The 20,037-nt window shown below is 64.3% G+C and carries 15 protein-coding genes; 6 read left to right on the forward strand and 9 right to left on the reverse strand.

Going from position 1 to position 20,037, the window contains the following annotated elements:
- The first annotated feature begins 104 nt into the window (after positions 1-104).
- Positions 105-719, forward strand: coding sequence for a DUF3105 domain-containing protein (locus U0177_RS07885; protein WP_409570060.1), 615 nt, complete (start codon positions 105-107; stop codon positions 717-719).
- A gap of 82 nt (positions 720-801) precedes the next feature.
- Here the strand turns inward: U0177_RS07885 and U0177_RS07890 are convergent, their stop codons facing one another.
- Positions 802-2,475, reverse strand: a complete 1,674-nt coding sequence (locus tag U0177_RS07890; protein WP_409570061.1) for a phytoene desaturase family protein — start codon at positions 2,473-2,475, stop codon at positions 802-804.
- A gap of 364 nt (positions 2,476-2,839) precedes the next feature.
- On the opposite strand from U0177_RS07890, the gene U0177_RS07895 reads away from it, so the two are divergent.
- The 3 genes from U0177_RS07895 to U0177_RS07905 all read left to right on the forward strand — a co-directional run bounded on the left by U0177_RS07895 (position 2,840) and on the right by U0177_RS07905 (position 6,224).
- A complete protein-coding gene (locus U0177_RS07895) occupies positions 2,840-3,634 on the forward strand; it encodes a tryptophan 2,3-dioxygenase (protein WP_409570062.1) in 795 nt (264 codons plus the stop codon).
- A gap of 426 nt (positions 3,635-4,060) precedes the next feature.
- A complete protein-coding gene (gene kynU / locus U0177_RS07900) occupies positions 4,061-5,329 on the forward strand; it encodes a kynureninase (protein WP_409570063.1) in 1,269 nt (422 codons plus the stop codon).
- A gap of 25 nt (positions 5,330-5,354) precedes the next feature.
- Entirely contained in the window at positions 5,355-6,224 is an 870-nt protein-coding gene (locus tag U0177_RS07905) for an N-acetyltransferase family protein (protein WP_409570064.1), read from the forward strand.
- 15 nt (positions 6,225-6,239) lie between these two features.
- On the opposite strand, the gene U0177_RS07910 is transcribed toward U0177_RS07905, so the two are convergent.
- From U0177_RS07910 to U0177_RS07920, 3 genes are all read right to left on the reverse strand, one after another.
- Positions 6,240-7,166, reverse strand: a complete 927-nt coding sequence (locus U0177_RS07910; protein ID WP_409570065.1) for an SDR family oxidoreductase — start codon at positions 7,164-7,166, stop codon at positions 6,240-6,242.
- Positions 7,167-7,251: 85 nt separating this feature from the next.
- The gene (locus tag U0177_RS07915) at positions 7,252-8,016 is read right to left on the reverse strand and encodes a type 1 glutamine amidotransferase (RefSeq protein ID WP_409570066.1); all 765 of its coding nucleotides are present in this window, start codon (positions 8,014-8,016) and stop codon (positions 7,252-7,254) included.
- Positions 8,017-8,204: 188 nt separating this feature from the next.
- Complete coding sequence (locus U0177_RS07920) at positions 8,205-9,134, reverse strand: NAD-dependent epimerase/dehydratase family protein (protein ID WP_409570067.1); 930 nt, start codon at positions 9,132-9,134, stop codon at positions 8,205-8,207.
- Positions 9,135-9,690: 556 nt separating this feature from the next.
- Here U0177_RS07920 and U0177_RS07925 point away from each other — a divergent pair.
- On the forward strand, positions 9,691-10,932 hold the full coding sequence (locus U0177_RS07925; protein WP_409570068.1) for an exonuclease SbcCD subunit D: 1,242 nt from the start codon (positions 9,691-9,693) through the stop codon (positions 10,930-10,932).
- Between the two features lie 91 nt (positions 10,933-11,023).
- Here the strand turns inward: U0177_RS07925 and U0177_RS07930 are convergent, their stop codons facing one another.
- From U0177_RS07930 to U0177_RS07950, 5 genes are all read right to left on the reverse strand, one after another.
- Positions 11,024-11,701, reverse strand: coding sequence for a hypothetical protein (locus U0177_RS07930; RefSeq protein ID WP_409570069.1), 678 nt, complete (start codon positions 11,699-11,701; stop codon positions 11,024-11,026).
- A gap of 113 nt (positions 11,702-11,814) precedes the next feature.
- Complete coding sequence (locus tag U0177_RS07935; protein ID WP_409570070.1) at positions 11,815-12,777, reverse strand: cytochrome c; 963 nt, start codon at positions 12,775-12,777, stop codon at positions 11,815-11,817.
- A gap of 57 nt (positions 12,778-12,834) precedes the next feature.
- Entirely contained in the window at positions 12,835-14,412 is a 1,578-nt protein-coding gene (locus tag U0177_RS07940; protein WP_409570071.1) for a cytochrome b, read from the reverse strand.
- 110 nt (positions 14,413-14,522) lie between these two features.
- Positions 14,523-15,236 (reverse strand): ubiquinol-cytochrome c reductase iron-sulfur subunit, encoded by a 714-nt coding sequence (locus tag U0177_RS07945; protein WP_409570072.1) that lies wholly within the window; start codon positions 15,234-15,236, stop codon positions 14,523-14,525.
- A 265-nt stretch (positions 15,237-15,501) separates the two neighbouring features.
- Positions 15,502-15,966 carry a hypothetical protein gene (locus tag U0177_RS07950; RefSeq protein WP_409570073.1) on the reverse strand — a complete coding sequence of 155 codons (465 nt, stop codon included), beginning with the start codon at positions 15,964-15,966 and terminating at the stop codon, positions 15,502-15,504.
- 431 nt (positions 15,967-16,397) lie between these two features.
- Between U0177_RS07950 and U0177_RS07955 the strand changes: the two genes are divergently transcribed.
- Positions 16,398-19,967 carry a ribonucleotide reductase N-terminal alpha domain-containing protein gene (locus U0177_RS07955; RefSeq protein WP_409570074.1) on the forward strand — a complete coding sequence of 1,190 codons (3,570 nt, stop codon included), beginning with the start codon at positions 16,398-16,400 and terminating at the stop codon, positions 19,965-19,967.
- Positions 19,968-20,037: the final 70 nt, after the last annotated feature.

Consider the following 20,037-nt stretch of genomic DNA (forward strand, 5'->3'; position numbering starts at 1 on the left):
CCCGGCGTGGGGTGAGCCTCGAGTGCATCACGATGGCCGATTTTCTGCGCTCCACGCTCAGTCGCTCTGCAGTGTAGTGATAACGACCCAAGGAGAACGCCCAGATGTCCCAGACAGGAGTGCGCCGTGCCGGCGGCCGGCAAGCCCAGCGCAAAAGCAGCAGCCCCAAGTCGAACCTGCCGCTGATCATTGCCGGCGTCGTAGGCTTGCTGATCGTTATGGTCGCGGCGGGCATGGCCTTTTCCAGCCGCAATGCCAGCAGCGATAAGAGCCAGCAGTTCCCGAACCAGGTGCCGCCGCCCGGCAACCCGCACATCGTCAATGTCACCGACCCGCACCCGGCCTACAACTCGAACCCGCCGACGTCGGGCTGGCACACCGGCGGCAACATCGGCCCCTGGGGCGTCACCAGCGAGCCGCTGCCCGACGAGATTACGGTGCACAACCTCGAGCACGGCGGCATCATCATCCACTATCGCCAGGATCTCGACCAGGCCAGCCTCGACCAGCTGACCACGCTGACGCGCCAGCTGCAGCAGCAGAGCCCGTGCGTCCTCATGCTCCCCCGCCCGGCCGACAAGCTCGACACGCCGATCGCCGTGACGGCCTGGACCTGGCTCATGAAGCTCGACAAGGTTGATACCGCCGCGATCACCGGGTTCTTCCGCCAGCACGTCAACCAGGGCCCCGAGCAGGTCGGCTGCGCGCTGCGCTCGTAGCACCTCAAACACCAAGCGCCAGGAGCCTGCGGCTGGCTCCTGGCGCTCGGCACCCGCCGCGCGGCGCTTGCCTGAGCCCGCGTCACTGATCCTTGGCTCGCCCCTCGCGCTTCTTTCCAAGCCACGCCCCCGCCGCGCCAGCTACGCCGGCCGCCACGCCAGCCCCAGCCCACAGCTTGCGCGCGCGTGCGCGATCGGCCAGCACCACCCGCGCGGTGTTGTAGCCGCTCGCGCCGAATACGCCGCCGCCGGGGTGCATGCTCGCGCCAGTCATGTACAGCCCGCGCAGCGGCGTGCGGTACGAGGCTAGCTCGGGTAGCGGGCGGAAGAAAAACATCTGGTCGAACGACATCTCCACATGCATCACATTGCCGCGCGGCAGGCCGAGCCGGCGCTCGATATCCAGCGGCGACTGGATGAAGCGGTCGATGATCTTGCCGCGCATGTTTGGCGCGTAGCGGTAGAGCACTTCGAGAATGCTGTCGGCCACTTCCTCGCGCACGTCGTCCCAGCGCCGGCCGTCGGCTAGCTCGTATGGGAAGTACTGCGACCACAGAAACACCGTGTGCTTGCCGGGCGGCGCCACGGCCGGGTCGATCGCCGAGAATGTCATGGCGATCACCGCTGGCTCGCGCGAGGGCATGCCGCGGCTGTGGTCGGCAAACGCGCGGCGCAGGTAGTCGAGCGAGGGGCACAGCATCTGCAGGCCGTGGTGGCTCTCGTGCGGCCGCCCGCCCGACGGCGCGCCTGCGTAGTCGGGCAGCTCCTCGGCGGCGCAGCGCACCGTCATGCCAAAGCCGTTGCCGACGCGAATATTGCGCACCCGCTCGCGAAACGCCGGCGCGAGATCGACCTCGCTCACCAGGTCGAGCATTGTCGTCCAGATGTGCGCGTTCGAGATCACGATCGGCGCGGTGTAGCGCGTGCCGTCTTCGATCTCGACACCCTCGGCTCGGCCGCCGGATACCAGGATTCGCCGCACCGGCGCGTCGAGCGCCACCACGCCACCCGCTGCTTCGAGCGAGCGCGCCATTGCCTGCGTGAGCATCCCGCTCCCGCCCTTCGGGTGCTTCGCGCCGCTCAGGTGCATCATCGCGTACCAGCCGAAGTGATCGCCCGAGGCCACCTCGTCGGGCGCGGGGCCCGATTGCGCGCCCAGCCATGCCATAAACGCGCGCATCGCCTCGCTCTCGAATGTCTCGGTGATCAGCTGGCCGTACGGCGCGATCAGCTTGCGTACCGACTCCAGCGAGCCGCCCACGCCGCCCGCGCGCATCTGCGCCCCGGCCATGCGCCCGAAGAGCTGCGTCACGCTCGGCGGGTTCATGAATGTCTCGAAGATCGCCTCGTTCAGCGGCCGCCAGTAGGCTACAAACCGCCGGTATGCCTCGGCGTCGCGCGGCGATACCCGCGCGATCGACTGGCAGGTTTTGTCGACATCGCGATACAGCCCGATCGCGCCCGAGCCGTCGAGCAGCGGGTAGTACGCGTACGGATCCATGTCGACATACTCGAGGCCGTAGCGCTCGAGCTCGAGATCGCGCACGATCGGCGTCAGGTGTATCATGATATGCGCCGACGAGCCGACGTCGATGCGGTAGCCTGGGATCACTTCCTCGGTGCACACCGCCCCGCCCACGATCGGCCGCCTTTCAAGCACCAGCACGCGCAGCCCGGCGCGCTGCAGGTAGCCTGCGCAGGTGAGCCCGTTGTGCCCGCCCCCCACAATAATTGCGTCATAGTCGTAGCTGCTCATGGCTTTGCTTTCATATGCATAGGGTTCGACATACCATGCTGGCGCCGTGCCCGGCCTGGCTTGCCAGTACGCCATATCGAACAATGGATCGCGCGTATTGTACTCGACATGCTATGCTTCGTCGTGCGCTCGCGCAGAGACGATTCATTTCCCCTCGGTTACGAGATCTGCATGGTAGCGCTTTACCCCTCCCACTGCCGCTCTGCGGCATGCGGGGGCGTGAGGCAGGCGCGATGAGGGCAAAAAGCGCCGGACTTTGACGATACCCTGGTATGCCCCGTGCTTCTACAAGCATTACGAGCGATCGTGGTATCATACGCGCGTCGCTCGCCGCTGACGACACCACTGCAGCAAAGGAACAATGATGTCCGAACCGCTGAACTACTCGAGCTACCTGCGTCTCGACGATCTGCTGCGCCAGCAGGTGCCGCGCAGCCTCGGCTCGCATGGCCCCGAGCACGACGAGATGCTGTTCATCGTGATCCACCAGGTCTACGAGCTGTGGTTCAAGCAGATGCTGCACGAGTTCGACTATCTCGCCGAGCGCCTGCGCGGCGGCGAGCACGCCCGCGCCATCCACACACTGCAGCGCCTGCGCGCTATTCTCAAAACCATCGTCGCTCAGGTCGATATCCTCGAGACCATGACGCCGCTCGAGTTCAATGCCTTCCGCAGCTACCTCGAGTCCGGCAGCGGCTTTCAGTCGGTGCAGTTCCGCGAGGTCGAGTTTGTGATGGGCCTCAAGCGTGAGAATATCTTCAAGCACTACCCGCCCGAGACATTCGGCCTCGATCGGCTGCGCCGCCGCTTCGACGAGCCGACGCTCTGGGATGCGTTTCTGGCGTATCTGGCGCTGCGCGGCTACGCCGTTCCGGCCGATCAGCTGGGCCGCGATGTTGCACAGCCGCTCAAGCCCGCGCCCGCGCTGCAGGCCATCCTGATCGAGATCTATCGCGCCGACGCGGCGGTGAGCAATATCTGCGAGCGGCTGGTCGATCTCGACGAGGGCTTTATGGAGTGGCGCTACCGTCACATCAAAATGGTCGAGCGCACGATCGGTGGCAAGCCCGGCACTGGCGGCTCGCCCGGCGCAGCCTACCTGGCCACCACGGTTCGCCCTTTCTTCCCCGACCTGTGGGAGATTCGATCGCAGCTGTGAGCCTGTCGGCGCCGCCTCGTGAGCCACGGTTCGCCCAGCTGTGCCGAGCATAGGGCGCTTGCGGCCTGCGATGCGCCTGCGCCAGAGATCCAGCGACGTCGTGTGTGTATTCTGAGCGCGCTTCACTATGTAAATTTATCCATCGCGCGATCACGCCGCCGCATCGCGTGATCATGCTGCTGCATCGCACGATCATGCCGTCGCATCATGTGATCATACTGCTGCATCGCACGATCATGCCGCTACGTCATGTGATCGTACTGCTGCAGCGCGCGATCATGCCGCTACATCACGTGATCATACTGCCGCAGCGCGCGATCATGCCGCTACGTCACGTGATCATACTGCCGCATCATTGTGCAGACCAACTACAGCGCGATGTGCGGCCAAACCATGCGTGTACTCTCTGCGACGAAAGGCCAGCCTATGCCCATCCGCACCGACGCCGCCTACGCCCACGAGCTTGACGCACGCGACCCGCTGGCGCACTTTCGCGACCAGTTCGTCATCGACGACCCCGACCTGATCTATCTTGACGGCAACTCGCTTGGCCGGCTGCCGCGCGCCGCGGCCGCGCGCGCCGACGCGCTGGTGCGCGACGAGTGGGGCGCGCGCCTGATCCGCGGCTGGAACGAGGGCTGGTTCAGCGCGCCCGAGCGCGTCGGCGCGAAGATCGCCCGCCTGATCGGCGCCCCGCCCGACGAAGTTATCGTCGCGGACTCGACATCGGTCAATTTGTTCAAGCTCGCGGTTGCGGCGCTGCGCGCTCGCCCTGGCCGCACGCGCGTGATCACCGACGATCTCAACTTCCCATCGGATATCTACATTCTTCAGGGCGCGATCGATCTGCTCGGCGGCGGCCACACGCTCACGATTGTGCCCTCGCCCGACGCAATCCACGGCCCGGCCGAGCAGATTGCAGCGCAGCTTGGCGAGCAGGCCGCGCTGCTGACGCTCTCGCATACCGTGTTCAAAAGCGGCTACGTCTACGACATGGCCGAGGTCACGCGGGCCGCGCACGACGCAGGCGCGCTGGTGCTTTGGGATCTCAGCCACTCGGTCGGCAGCGTTCCGGTCGGCCTCAACGCCGCTGGGGCCGACCTGGCGATCGGCTGCTGCTACAAATACCTGAACGGCGGCCCCGGTGCACCGGCGTTTCTGTACATCCGCCGCGACCTGCAAGAGCAGCTAGTCAACCCGATCGCCGGCTGGATGGGCCAGCGCGGCCTGTTTGATTTCGGCCTTCAGTACCAACCCGCGCCGGGCTTGCGGCGCTTCCTTAGCGGCACCCCGGCGGTGCTCTCGCTCGCGCTGATCGAGCCAGGCGTCGATCTGCTGCTCGAGGCCGGCATCGAAGCGCTGCGCGCCAAATCGCGCCAGCAGACGAGCTACCTGATCGAGCTGTGGGAGGCACTGCTCGCGCCGGTCGGCTACACGCTAAACTCGCCACGCAGCGCCGACTGGCGCGGCTCACACGTTTCGCTCGGCCACCAGCAGGGCCTGGGAATCGACCTGGCGCTGATCAACGATATGCACGTGCTGCCCGATTTTCGCACGCCCGACAATATTCGCCTGGGCATTGCGCCACTCTACACCACCTACGCCGAGATCCACAGCGCCGCCGTGCGCATGCGCGAGATCGTCGATACGCGCCTGTACGAAAAATACGCCGGCAGCGCGCCCGTCGTCACGTAATATGTTCGGATAGCTACTATTCACCATGAATCATACCGACACAGGTGCAGCACGGCTGCACATCCGCGCGGCGCACGCCGCCGATCGCCCGGCGGTCGTCGCGATGGTCAGAACAATCTGGAATGGCGAGGACTACATCCCCGAGGTGTGGGATGCCTGGCTTGCCGACGGTAGCGGCGCGCTGCTGGTAGGCGAGGTTGGCGGCCAGCCGGTGGCGCTGGCGAAAATCTCGGCGCTCGGGCCGGGCGAAGATTGGTTTCACGGCCTGCGCGTCGACCCGGCGCGCGCGCGGCAGGGCTTTGGCCGCGCCATGATGCAGCGCTGCATCGCGCTCGCGCACAAGCGCGGCGCGCGCACGCTGCGCTACCTCACCGACTCCGGCAATGTCACGATGCATCGCATGGGCCGCGAGCACGGCTTTCGGCTCGTGTACGAGCCGGCGTGGTACCGCGCGCCGCGCCAGCCGGGCGGCTCACTTGCCAGGCCGCTTGCGCCCACTCAGATCGAGCGCCTGCAGGCCGATCTCGCCCGCTCGGCGTTATTGGCGCACACCGGCAAGCTCTACACGTATGGCTGGCACACCTTCGACATGACTGCGGAGCGGCTGCGCGAGCACCTGGCGCACGGCCAGGTGTATGCGCTGCCGGGCGCGGCGGCGTGGGCGATCGTCACACCGCGCGAGGAAGCTGGCTGGTGGCTGGCGCACGCAGAAGGCCCGCCCGGCGAGCTCGAGCAGCTATGCCGCGACCTCTGCGCCGCAGCAAGCGCGCCGGCATGGGCGCTGCGCACCCTGCTGCCGCCGGCCGCGCCCTGCATGCCCGCGCTGCTGGCGGCTGGCTTTGCCGGCCCGGCCGAGCACATGCACGTATACGAGCTGCGCCTGGCCGAAGCATAGGGCTTACCATGGCGCTCAGGCCGCGCTAAGGCCCACGCCGGGCTGGTTCACACCATAGAAATCGCGCACCGCCTCGTCGAAGCTGCGGCGCCGGCCCAGCGCGCGCACCAACCACTCGGGCGTGGCACAGGTGTAGCCGTGGCGGTCGAAAAATTCGAAAAACGCGAAGAAATCGCCAAGCTCCGGCAGCACTGGCGTGGCCAGCAGGCCGCCCAGCTTCAAAGCAATGCGCGGCGCCGGCAGCACCACCACGCGCCGGCCGGTGATCTTAGCGATCTGCCGATACGCCTCGCGGTAGCTCAAGTCGTCGGGGCCGCCCACCGGCACAATCTGGCCGAGCGCTTCGGGGTGCGCGAGCGACAGCACCGCCGCGCGCGCCACATCGCGCACCGCCACAAACGAGTGCCGGCCACGCCCGCTGCCCATGGTCAACCCAACCCCCGCGAGCTCAATGATCCGCTTGAAAGGCGCAAACCCGTCGTCAAATGTTTCTTGAAACGACGAAGGCCGCAGGATGGTGAACGGGATGCCGCTGGCCTGCAGCACGTTCTCGGCGGCAAACTTGTACGCCAGCTGTGGCACCGTCGCGGCGCCCTGGTCGGCCTTCAACGCCGATACAAATACAAAGCGCGGCACGCCAGCCTTGCGCGCCGCCACGATCATGTGCTGGTTCGCCGAGCCATCGATCTGGCGCATCGGGTTTGACCGGCTCAGCGGGTTGCCCTGCGCGGTCGTCATCACCGTCGGCTGGTCGCGAAAGGCCCGCCGCAGCGCACGGGCATCGCGTACATCGCCAACCTCAAGCTCGATTCCCAGCCCGCGCAGCCGGGCAGCGCCCTTGCCGGTGCGCACCAGCGCGCGCACCGGGTAGTTCTGCCGCACCAGCTCGGCGGCGATGGCGCCGCCAAGCAGCCCGGTGCCGCCGATCAGTAACACCGTCATCCCGAAAGCCTTTATCCAAGCGAGCGAGTGTCTTTTGTGGCCTGCCCGAGCCGCCGCGTGTAGCTAGCCCGGCAGCGCGGCGCGGCTAGTGCAGCAACCGCTCGACCATGCCGCGCTGGGCTGCCAGCTCCAGCCGATCGTCAAGCTGCGCCAGCGCCGCGCTGGCACCATAGCGCCGCGCCAGCGCCAGGCCGATCAGGTGATCGGCGAGCTGCGGGTTCTTCGGCAGCAGCGACCCGTGCATGTAGCAGCCAAAGGTGTTGCGATACACCGCACCCTCGCTGCCGTCTTCGCCATTATTGCCGTGGCCGGCCAGCACCCGGCCGAGCGGGCGCACACCCGCGCCAAGGTACGTTCGGCCGCTGTGGTTCTCGAAGCCCACCAGGCGCACGTGGGCCGAGCTAGCCGCGAGGCCGGCCAGCTCGCCCAGCTCAGCGTCGACAACGATATTGCCGATCAGCCGCACGTCGCCGCCAACGGTATGAACGTCAATTGCGCCGATCCCCGGCAGCCGCTCGCCGGTGTGTGTCAGAAAGTAATGCCCAAGCAGCTGGTAGCCGCCGCAGATCGCCAGCATCACCAGGCCGTCGTCGATCGCCGTACGCAGCGCCGGCCCCTGGTGCTGCACAAAATCGGCCGCAATCAGCGCCTGGCCGCTGTCTTGCCCGCCGCCGAAAAACGCCATGTCCAGCGCCGGCCAGTCAATATCGGCGCCTACGCCCACCGGCATAATCTCGAGCTCGATGCCGCGCCAGGCGCAGCGGCGCGCCAGCGCCAAAATGTTGCCGCGATCGCCGTAGATATTCATCTGGTCGGGGTAGAGGTGCGCCAGCCTCAGCCGCATACTCATCGCAGTTCCTTCCGCCATAGCGATACGCTATTGTACCATGCCGGCCCGCGACAGTAGCACGTACCTCTCGCGCGCTGTCGTATCGCCAGGCCGGCGCTTGGCGACGCTGATTCGCGCAGGGCCGGCGCGATATCTGCGCCGGCCCTGCGGGCGGAAAGCGTTGATATACGTATTCTGGAAAGCAGCGGCTAACTAGTGGCGGTCAGCTCGCGCTCAACGCCTGGTTGCTCGCGGTTCAGCCAGGTACGAACGCTGGGGTAGTGCAGTTCCAGCCCAAGCTCGTCCTTCAGGCGCTGGTTGCTCATGCGCGCCGAAGAAGCCGCCATGCCAACCACCGAGGCATCCAGGCCCGAAGCGAGCGCGGCGTCTTTGGCGAACGCGCGCGGCGGCAGCATGCCGAGCTGCTGGCGAATAGCACCGTAGAACTCGGCGGCGCGCAGCGGTTCGTCGTCGCAGACATTATAGATTGCGCCGGGCTGGCCATCGTGTGCCAGGCGCTGCAGTACATCGAGCAGATCGTCAATGTGGATATGGGTGAGGAAGTTGCGGCCATCGCCAATCAGCATTGCGGTATTGCTCCGCACCGCCTCGACGAAATCGCGCCCCGGCCCGTAGATCGCGCCGACGCGCAGCACGATCGCCGGGAAATGGTGCGCCTGCACCAGCGCCAGAATGGCCTGCTCGGCGGCGGCCAGTGCCTCGCCAAGTGGGAAGCACGGAGCCGGCGCGCTGTCTTCGCTCAGCCAGGCGTCGCCGCGGTGGCCGTACGGCGAGGCGTTGCCGGCGAACAGGTAGGCTCGCACTGTGCGCGCGCGCGAGCACGCTGCGATCAGGTTGCGGTTGCCATCGACAAATAGCGCCCGCACCGCGCCGCTCTCCAGCACCGAGCACGATGTCAGGTTATACACTACTTCAAAGCCGTTTGCCACGCCCACCAGGCTATCGGGCTGCGTCAGGTCGCCCTGCCATACCGCCATGCCCCGCCCGGCCAGGCGCTGCACCGTGTCGTGATCGGGGTCGCGCACCAGCCCGCGCACTAGGTGGCCCTGCTGCAATAGCCGCTCGGCCAGCCGCGAGCCTACATACCCCGCGGCGCCAACAATTAGGTAACGACCCATAGCCCACCTCTTTTACGCTTCCAAGCAGGGTTCGCCGGCCACGCTACCGGCCCATTCGCAGGCACAAAAAATCGCCGCGCGGCGGGTAGTTCATCCTGTGTGAACGCTGGATCATCTCCAAACTACTCCGTAGGCGGCGCCTTCTGGCCGAGCAACTGAATGTTCAAGTGCGAGTTGATGCTATTCTATCATCTCTGCGCTGGCTTGGCTAGCCCTGGCCGCCGCCGAAAAACTAGTGCGTTTTCTGTGCATAGCACGCCTTTCTGCCTGTGGCGCCGATCGATTTACACCGTGTATCCCAAACTTATCCCAACTTATCCCAACTTATCCCACAGAATTTCCCCAAGCTATCAGCAAAAGAACATATGTTCTACCAAGCTAAGTGTCAGGAGTTTCGCGGCGCTGGTGGCAGGCATTTACCCTGGCAGCTTGATCGCAGGCAGCATGCGGCTGCGCCACGCGGTTGGATTTGACGCTACCCTGGTTCGCTCGTACAATTGTTCCACATTTGCCGCTATATATCGCCGTATCGCTTGCGCAGCGGCGCTTACACACGATGATCAAACTACTCCACCTCGCCGATCTGCACATCGGCATGGAAAATTACGGCCGGCTCGATCCGGCCACCGGCCTGCATACCCGGCTGCTCGATTACCTGGCGCGGCTCGACGAAGCAATTGATCTAGGGCTCAGCCAAGGCGTCGATATGGTGCTGATCGCCGGTGACATCTACAAAAACCGCACGCCCAACCCGACGCACCAGCGCGAGTTCGCCCGGCGCATCAGGCGGCTGCGCCAGGCGGGCCTGCCGATCGTTATTCTGATCGGCAACCACGATGTATCGCCGGCGGCCGGGCGCGCGCACTCGATTGAGATCTTCGATACGCTCGCCGTCGAGGGTGTCACCATCGCCGATCGCGCTGGGCTGCACCGCATCGAGACGCGCGCCGGCCCGCTGCAGCTGGTCGCGCTGCCGTGGGTAACGCGCCACAGCTTGCTGACGAAAGACGAGCTGAAGCTCGCATCGCTGCTTGAGGTCGAGGCTATGCTGCTCCAGCGGATCGAGAACTTTCTACGCACCACCACCGCCGCGCTCGACCCCCAACTGCCGGCGGTGCTCACCGTTCACGGCACGATCGACGGTGCGACGGTTGGCGCCGAACGGCAGATCATGCTCGGCAAGGATCTGGTGCTGCCAAAAAGCTTTGTCGCGCTTCCCAATGTCGATTACGTGGCAATGGGGCATATTCATAAGCATCAGGTGCTTGGCGAGCACCCGCCAGTGGTATACCCAGGCAGTATCGAGCGGATCGACTTTGGCGAAGAGCACGAGGACAAAGGCTGCGTGGTGGTCGATCTGGCACGCGGCAATACCAACTGGCAATTTCACCGGCTCAAGGCGCGGCCGTTTCTCACGATCAGCGCGGATGTACGCAACAGCCCCGACCCACAGGCGCGCGTGCTGCTGGCGATCGAGAAACACCACGTCGCCGACGCGGTGGTGCGGGTGCAGATCGAGGCGCGGCCCGAGCAGGCCGGCCTGCTGCGGGTTGAAGAAATCCAGCAGCGGCTTGAAGAGGCCGGGGCATTTCAGGTCGCCGCAGTGGCCACCGAGATCGAGCGCGCCAGTCGCGGGCGGCTGGCCGCCAGCGACGGCACGATCCTCGACGGGCTCACGCCGCGCAAAGCGCTTGAGCTTTATCTACGCGCGAAGAATACCCCTGAAGATCGCATTGCCGCGCTGCTCGCCACCGCCGACGAGCTGTTCGCCGAGCAGAGCGACGGCAGCAGCATATAGCTCCCGGCCACAGCAGAAAGCCACCCCAGCCCGAGGCATTGCGCCCGAGCCGGGGTGGCTTTTTCGTCGATCGCCGAGCGACCGGGCCGGGCTAGCGTTTCTTGGACGCAGCAAGCACCTGGACGCGGCGCTCGCGCCACAGCATATTGCCGCCGAAGCCGGAAATAAACACACCCACCAGCGCGTTCAATGTGAGCGTGTACAGCACCGGAATGCCCTGTGTCGGGCTGCGCCACTCCGGGGTAAGCAGTGCGGCGAGCTGCACAACGGTAATGAACAGCGCGAGCGCCAGGCCGAAGCGCACCAGAAAGCGCGCCAATGCGTCGTGAATACTTGACACCCCGCGCGCGAGTGCGCCGGCCCACACCACCAGCAGCACCACCGACGCACCACCATACAGCAGCGTCGCCGGCGAGTTCAGGAAGCCCGAGACCACCCAGAAGTTCAGCGCCATCCATCCCAAAAAGGTCAGCGCGCTGATAACGATCAGCTGGCCAAGCGAGCGCCGATCATCGGAGGAGGCCGCCGACACCAGGGCGTACACCAGCGACAGCAGGTACAGCGCCCCGGTCACCACCAGCTTGCTCACACTCTGGGTTGGCAGATCGCCAAGCACGGGTATACCGGCGGCAATAGCATCGGTGTCGGCCAGGCTCCGATCGCCATTCAGTGGGAGCACCGTCCAGGCGAAAAAGACCAGCGCGTAAATCACCGTGCACACGAGAAACAGGATCAGATCGCGGCGCTCGAAGCGAAAAAAATCACGCATATGTTGGTCCTGCGAATAGCCTACCGCCGATGCACAGGCCGGCGACGGCCACACTAGAAGGATCCAGGCCGGTAGCATAGCGGCGGCCAGTTGGCCGCCGCTACCAGCACAAGTTACTTGGTCGGCGTCGGAGTAGCATTACCAGTTGCTGCGCCGCCATTATTCGGCAGCGGCTTGCCGTCCAGGCCAATCGGCGGCAAGCTGGTGTTACCGTCGCGATCGTGCGTGCTCAGGAACGCCAGCAGATCGCCGAGCTGCTTGTCGTCGAACTGCGGGAAGCCCGGCATCGCGGCAATCACGTACGGGCCAAACCCGCTGGCCGGCTGGATCGCCGAGTTCGCAAACGCGGCGCCGCCCTTCTTCACCCACTCGGCCCAGTTCTCGGGGGTGGCATCTTTCCCATTCGGCAGCTTCTTACCAAATGCGGCAGTGCCATCTGGCCCGAACAGCCCACCGAGGCCCGGCGCCGGTACGCCGCTGTCTTTGCTATTCAAGTTGTGGCAGCTGGAGCAGTTCGCCTGGAAGATCGCGTTGCCACGGCCCACCGGCGTATCCGGGGCGCCGGCCGAAGCTGCTGCCTGCTGGGCCTTCTTGTACGCTGCGGCGGCGGCCGCGGCGTCGGCGCTGATATTCGGGCTCGTGCTGCCCTCAGGCCCCCACCAGCTCGACACATACGCCGCGATGTTGGCAATCTGGTCATCGCGCAGCGGGCCGCCCAAGCGCGCGCTCCAGCGCGGCATCGCGGTACCGCGCACGCCCGAGGTAATGGTGGCCTCGACAAAGTTGCGCACCGTGCCATACTTGGCGACAATGCCCGTCGCGCCGTTCAGCCGATCGCCGAGCGTGTTTGGAAGGTTGTTAATCTGCGGCGCGCCATTCGCTACGCCGCCCTCGCCGGTGAGGCCGTGGCAGCTAGCGCAGTATTGTTCGTAGTCGCGCGCGCCGCGGGTGAGCAGCGCGCCATTGAAGCGCTGTTCGCGCTGGGCCAGCACGGTATTCTCGCGCACCCAAATATAGCCAAGCAGCAGCGTCGCAGCGAGCAGGAACACCGTCGCAATCGTCAAATTACGCGTCATTGTTCGTTTCCACTATCCAGGCGCGCGGGCGACAGCGCCGCCCGCGCGCACGCTATGCTACTGCCGGACGTTATCTTTGGCGCGGCTCAGGAAGCGTACAACCGGCGGCTGCTGCTTTCCACCCACCGAGATCACCAGCGTAATCTTTTCCAGCGTCACCCGGCCCTGCTGATCGAGCTGCCAGGGTTCGACGGTGAGCGTGGCGTCGCCGCCTTGCTCGGCGAATGGCTTGTCGAGCTGCTTCCAGCGGGCGACATCGGCCAGGAATTCGTCGAACATCGCTTTTGACTCGGCCGAGAGCGACGGCTCATCGCACGTGGTAAACCCGCCGGTGAATGAGTCGACGGTGCAAGCCGAGCTGGGCAGCGCATCGAACGGCACTTCGTCGGCCTTGCCTTCGCCCTCGCCAGGCACCCATTCAAACACCAGCTCGCTCGTAGCCGTCTCTTGGATGCCGTATGCCGGCAGGCCAGCATACGTGAGGAAGCTAAGCAGCACCGTCGCTACCAGCGCGCCGGCCAGCGCCACCTTGCGATCCTTGAACTTGCGGCTGGGGTTGCGATCGATATACGGCAGCAGGAACAGCCCGCCGAACATGACGCCGGCCAGCAGCAAGCCGAAGAAGAATTTATCGCCGACTTTAAGCATACCTTGCAGCCAGAGGAAGTACCAGGGCGCTTTAGTATGCTGCGGAGTCACAAACGCGTTGGCGTGGCCTTCAAGCGTGGCATTCCAGAAAAACTGGTTAATCGCGATCAGGCCAAACGTCAGGAATGCAATCGCCGCAACCTCGAGATACACCTGGTCGGGCAAGAACGGGATCTTGCGCTTTGTCGGCGGCATATCGTCGAACAGCTCGTGGATCGGCGAGATATCCTGCTTGCGCACGGCGTAGTAGTGGATGCTGATCAGCGCCAGCGCCACGCCCGGCAGCAAGAAAATATGCAGCAAATAGAAGCGTAGCAGCGTCTGCCCGCCTACGTCGACCGCGCCGCGCAGCAGCTTATTGATCGCATCGCCGAGGCCCGGCGTGGCGTCGGCCATCGAGCTGCCGATCGTCACCGCCCAGTAGGCTAGCTGATCCCACGGCAGCAGGTAGCCGCTGAACGAGAGCACCAGCGTGACCAGCAGCAAGATCACCCCAGTAACCCAGATGAACTGGCGCGGAGCTTTATACGATGCGGTAATAAACGTGCGCAGCATATGCAGCGTCACAATCGCGACCATCAAGTGGGCGCCGAGACGGTGCACATTGCGCATCAGGTTGCCCAGCGGCACGTCGGTCATGATCTTGACCATGCTGGGGTACGCTTCGCTGGCCGATGGCACGTAGAAGATCATCAGGATCAGGCCGGTGATCGCCTCAACCATGAACAGGTAAAAGCTGAACCAGCCCAGGCCCACGGTGTAGTACCAGGCGGTTGCCTCTTCCGGCAGCGCGCGCGGCCGGATGTGGTACCAGAAGCTATTGCTATGCACCCGCATGCGCGGGTTCGGCCGGGGGGCTGCATCGCCACGCAGCACCGAGCGCCACTCGGCCAGGCCCATACTGGGGAAAAATGAGCGCCCAACTTCCGAGACCCAGGCCATCAGTCGTCGCATCCCGCCGGGCCGCTCGACCTGTTGTGTGGCCATACTCTGGTTGCTCCCTCTAGTCTTTCAAGGAAAAAGTAAAAAGGTTTGAGGTAAAGAGGTTGGCGCAGCTCAATTCTACCTTTTACCTTTTGCCTTTTACCTTCACGATATTAGGCGTGCGACTCGCCCAGCACGCGCTGCCCGGTGTTGACGATAATTGTATCGTTGACGACCTTGACGCGAAATTGATCGAGGTTACGTGGCGCCGGGCCGCGCACATACTTCGTGTCGCGCTCATACGTCGAGCCGTGGCACGGGCAGATGAAACGCTTCTCGGAAGCGATATACGGCACCAGGCAGCCGAGGTGCACGCACACCTGGTAGATCGCCATGATCCCATCGGGGTTGGCCTGGCCGTCTTCGTCGGCCACCGGCTGTATCGAGGCATCGGAGGCGACCTTCACCACAAAGAACTTGCCGTCGGCCACTGGAAACGGATCGTCGCCATCTTTAAACTCGCTGGCCTTTTTATCGAGCGTGAACTTACCGCCGAATGTGCCGGCCTTGATGCGCGGGTACGCGAACCCGCCGGCCACCGGGTACGTGCGCTCGCCGGTGGTTGGGTCTTCGGCGGCGGTGAACTTGAGCAGCGGGCCAAGCAGTGGGTCGGCCGCGGGATCGGGCGATGTAATAAACAGCAGGCCGCCAGCAGTCAGCAGCGCCGCCGAGCCAGCCATCGCGATCGCCAGCACTTCGCGCCGATTAACGCCCGGCCCTTTCGGCTTCGCGGCCGAGTTTGGCTTCTGCACGCCGGATTTGGCGGCAATAGCATCCGCTTCGGCTTGCGAGATCACCCGCCGGCCTGCGTTACGCTGTTCTGCCATGCGTGTCTCCCCTCTAGCGGCGCCCACAGACGCCGGATCGTAATAGATACGGGTACATAGCACACGTACAAGGTGCGAACGATTCAGCGCGCACTATTCAAACGCATACCGCGCTTTCGCACGCTAAATGCTGCTCTTCGGCACACTGCCCAAAATAGATTTCTTCGCATTCTAGTGAGGCAATCCAAGCCTTGTGTATTGTAGCACAATCTCCCGAGAGCGTCAATTTTTTATATACCTATTCGCTTCCGCAGCAGCACGCGTATTATTCGCTATCTTCGCCAATTTCCAGGTAGTACAACGATGGATAGCGCTCATCCTGGGTTGCCGGGTAGGCAAAGACCTGACCCAGGTACGACACTGCGGTATAGCGCTCGCATGCGTGGCAGGCGTAGATGTCGTAGCGGTGCCGCGCGCTTGCCGGGTTGGCGATGGTAGCGTTGATCTCTTCCGGCTCGATCAGATCCGCGCGCTCACACCAGCCACAGGCAACATCGTACCTGAGCACATACACCGGGCTGCGAAACGAGCGCGGGTACTCGAGCGCGCGGTAGGTAAACTCTTGGTTGCCCCAATGCGCCACTGCGCTCAGCTTGTGGCAAAGCTCGCAGCGGTATATTTTGTGAGCAAAATCGACCTGCGGATTGGCGACTTTCACGTCGAAGTCGATCAGCTCAAGCGCTGCTTCCGCGCCACACCAGCGGCAATCCGCCGCTGCTTCGCCAGCCATGTGTGTGCCCCCTCGGCGCGCCGCCCCTCGCCGGCGCGAGAACTTCGCCTAGATTATAACACCACAGCAACAATCGAGTTACTACAATGCCGATGTAAACCATTATGCCAAGTAAAAATATGGCTTGACAACCTTAGACGCCTGTGCTAAACTACCGCTGCCTACATTTAGGAAGAAATATCACCAAACAACACAAAATGTGGAATGTTTGTGGATAATGTCACAGACAATCAGCTTCCCAGGTTCAGGTCACACACTCTTCAGCTTGGCTTAACCCAGCTTTTCACTTTACATACTCTATACAGCTCCTAGCCATCACCAGGCTGCGATCGCGACGCCGAAGGCGCAGCCTGGTGATTTTTTGCGCATTTTTACGGCCAGCCACCTATGCGCCACGATGGCGCGTAGCCTGATCAAAGGAGAAGCAATCGATGACCATGATCGACCGTACGCCAGCAGCGCTCTCGGACATTGCGCTGACGGTGTTGAAGAAGCGCTACCTGATCAAAGACGATCACGGGCGCGTCGCCGAGACACCCGAAACCATGTTTCGCCGGGTTGCCGATACGCTCGCCAAGGTCGACGCGCGCTACGGCGCCGATGCGGCACAGATACAAGCCCGCTCCGACCAATTCTACCACCTGATGACCGAAGGCTACTTCGAGCCGAACAGCCCGACGCTCATGAACGCCGGCCGGCCGCTGGGCCAGCTCTCGGCTTGCTTTGTGCTGCCGGTGGAAGACGATCTGAGCGGGATCTACGAGACGCTCAAGCACCAGGCGCTGATCCACCAGAGCGGCGGCGGCACCGGCTTCAGCTTCTCGCGGCTGCGCCCGCGCAACGATGTGGTGCGCTCGACGATGGGCGTGGCCTCGGGGCCAGTGAGCTTTATGGATGTGTACAATCACTCCACCGAAGCGATCAAGCAAGGCGGCACGCGCCGCGGCGCGAACATGGGCATCCTGCGTGTCGATCACCCCGACATTCTTGAGTTCATTACGGTCAAGCAGGATCTCTCAAAGGTTACCAACTTCAATATCTCGGTTGCAATCACCGATGTCTTCATGGAGGCAGTGCGCAACGACACAACCTACGACCTGGTCAGCCCGCGCACCGGCGAGGTGTACATCGCCAACCGCGAGGGCCTGAAGAACCCGCTGACCGGCGAGGTGCTGGTGGAAAAAGGCCAGCCTTGCCGGCTGCGCGCGCGGTATGTGTTCGACCTGATCGTGCAGTGCGCGCACGCCACCGGCGAGCCGGGGCTGTTCTTCATCGATCAGGCCAATAAGTACAACCCGGTGCCAGCGCTCGGCAGCTACGAGGCGACTAACCCATGCGTTACCGCCGACACCTGGGTCATGACCAACGCTGGCCCGCGCCAAGTGGCCGAGTTGGTCGGGCGCCCGTTTGTCGCGACGATCAATGGCGTTGGTCACACCGCCGACCCACGCGGCTTCTGGTCGAATGGCGTCAAGCAGATTTATCAACTGCAGACGACCGATGGCCACTCTCTACGCCTGACAGGCAACCACCCGGTTTTGCGCGTCACACACTCCGACCGCAAAGATGAGACGGTGGCCTGGACTGAGGCGGCCCAGCTCCAGCCGGGCGACAAAATCAAGCTCCACAACCACCGCGACCTGGCGGCCTGGGACGGCGAGGGCAGCTCGGCGCAGGGGTGGCTGTTAGGGCTCTTGATCGGCGATGGCACATTTGCCGACGACCGAGCCATTTTGTCGTTCCGGGGCAGCACCGCTGATTATATGGCGCAGCAGGCCTTGGGCGCGGTTAAATCGGTGCTAAAGACGCGCGCTGATTTCAGCATCCAGCATGTTGAGGAGCGCGACGAGCTACAGACTCGAACGATTGCGCTCAAGAACCTGGCCGAGGCGTTTGGTGTCGTCCCAGGCCAAAAGACGATCACGAATCGCATCGAGCAGACTTCCAGCGAGTTCTACCGAGGTTTTCTGCGCGGGCTGTTCGACGCCGATGGAAGTGTGCTCGACGGCGGCGAAAAGGGTCTTTTGGTTCGCCTGACCCAATCCGATCTGGGGTTGCTTGAGCGCGCGCAGCGTATGCTGCTTCGCCTGGGTATCAACTCAACGATCTATCAGCATCGGCGCGCCGAGGGTAGCCGCCGGCTGCCTGATGGCAACGATGGGCAGCGCGAGTACCTAACCAAGGCCCAGTACGAGCTTTCGATCGCGAAGGATAACCTGGTTGAGTTCACCACGCTGATCGGTTTTGCGCACCCGGAAAAGGCGCAGAAGCTCAGCGCCGGCCTATCGAACCGATCTGCGCGCGGGCTCCATCGCGAGCGATTTGTCGCCGAGGTCGCCGCAATTGTGGCGATTGGCGAGGAAGAGGTTTTTGACTGCGCGGTCCCAGGCGTAAACGCGTTCGACGCCAACGGCCTGTATGTGCACAACTGCGGCGAGCAGCCGCTGCTGGCCTACGACGTGTGCAACCTCGGCTCGATCAACCTGGGCAAGTTCGTGACGCCGGAGGGCACGATCGACTGGGGCGCGCTGCGCGAGGTAGTGCACCAGAGCACGCGCCTGCTCGACAACGTGATCGACGCGAACCACTACCCGCTGCCGCAGATCGCCGAGCTGTCGCAGCGCATCCGCCGGATCGGCCTGGGCGTGATGGGCTGGGCCGATATGCTGATCGGCCTGGGCGTGCCGTATAACTCCGACGAGGCCGTGGCGCTGGGGCGCCAGGTGATGGCGTTCGTCGACGAGGAGAGCAAGCTAGCCTCCGAGGCAATTGCGGCCGAGCGCGGCGCGTTCCCCGAGTGGGAGCGCAGCATCTGGGGGCCTGACGCAACCTGCGCGCGCGACACAGACGGCAACCGCATTCGCCCCGAGCGCAAGCTGCGCAACTGCAATGTCACTACCGTGGCGCCTACCGGCACGATCTCGATCATCGCCGGCTGCTCGTCGGGCATCGAGCCGATCTTCGCGGTGGCGTTCTGGCGCTACCAGGCCGACGCGCGCATGCTCGATATCAACCCCGAGTTTGTGGCGCGCGCCCAGCGCGAGGGCTGGCACTCGGAGCAGCTCATGGCGCGGATCGCCGACAGCGGCCATATTCACCACAACGAGGTGCCGGCCGCAGTGCAGCGCGCGTTCGTCACCGCGCACGATATCTCGCCCGAGTGGCACGTGCGCATGCAGGGCGCGTTTCAGCAGCATACCGACTCGGCGATCAGCAAGACGATCAACTTCGGCTACGATGCTACGCCCGAGCAGGTGCGCGAAGCCTACGAGCAGGCCTATAGCCTGGGGTGCAAGGGCATCACCGTGTATCGCGACGGCTCGCGCTCGAACCAGGTGCTCTCGACTGGCTCGACCGCCGACCCGAATGCGAAGAAGGCCGATCCGGCGCCTGCAGCTGCGCCAGCCGCCACGGCGGCGCCTGCGCCGGTAGCTGCAGCCGCGCCCGAGCCGCAGCCGATCAAGCCGCGCCACGTGCCCGACGGCCTGCCCAGCCACTCGTACCAGGTGGTGACGCCACTCGGCAAGCTGCGGCTGTTCGTCACCGAGCACGAGCAGGAGCCATTCGAAGTGTTCGCGATCATCGGGCGCGCCGGCAGCGACGTGATGGCCTTCACCGAGGCGATCGGCCGGCTGCTCTCGCTGGCGCTGCGCTGCGGCATCCCGGTGAAGCTGCTGGCCGAGCAGCTGCGCGGTATCGGCGGCTCGCGCACGGCAGGCTTTGGCCCCGCGCGCGTGCGCTCGGTTCCCGACGCAATTGGCAAGATCCTGCAAGATCATTATGTCAATCGACATGACGGGCACGTGCACGATCTCGGGCACAGCAATGGCCACGGCAACGGGAACGGCAATGGCTTTGACGCACCGGCATCGTACACGGCGCTTGCCGAAAGCAGCGAGCTAGTTGCGGCCGGCGAGATTTGCCCGGACTGCCAGAACGCGACGCTGATGAACGAGGAAGGCTGCCGCAAATGCCACTCGTGCGGCTACGCGGAATGCTAGGCCGCGCGAGGAGCTGAGCAGGCGCGGAGACCGGGTGGCGGAAGATTTCTCTCCCTGTTTCCCGGTCTCC

The organism is Kouleothrix sp., assembly GCF_046328425.1.
Taxonomy (GTDB): domain Bacteria; phylum Chloroflexota; class Chloroflexia; order Chloroflexales; family Roseiflexaceae; genus Kouleothrix.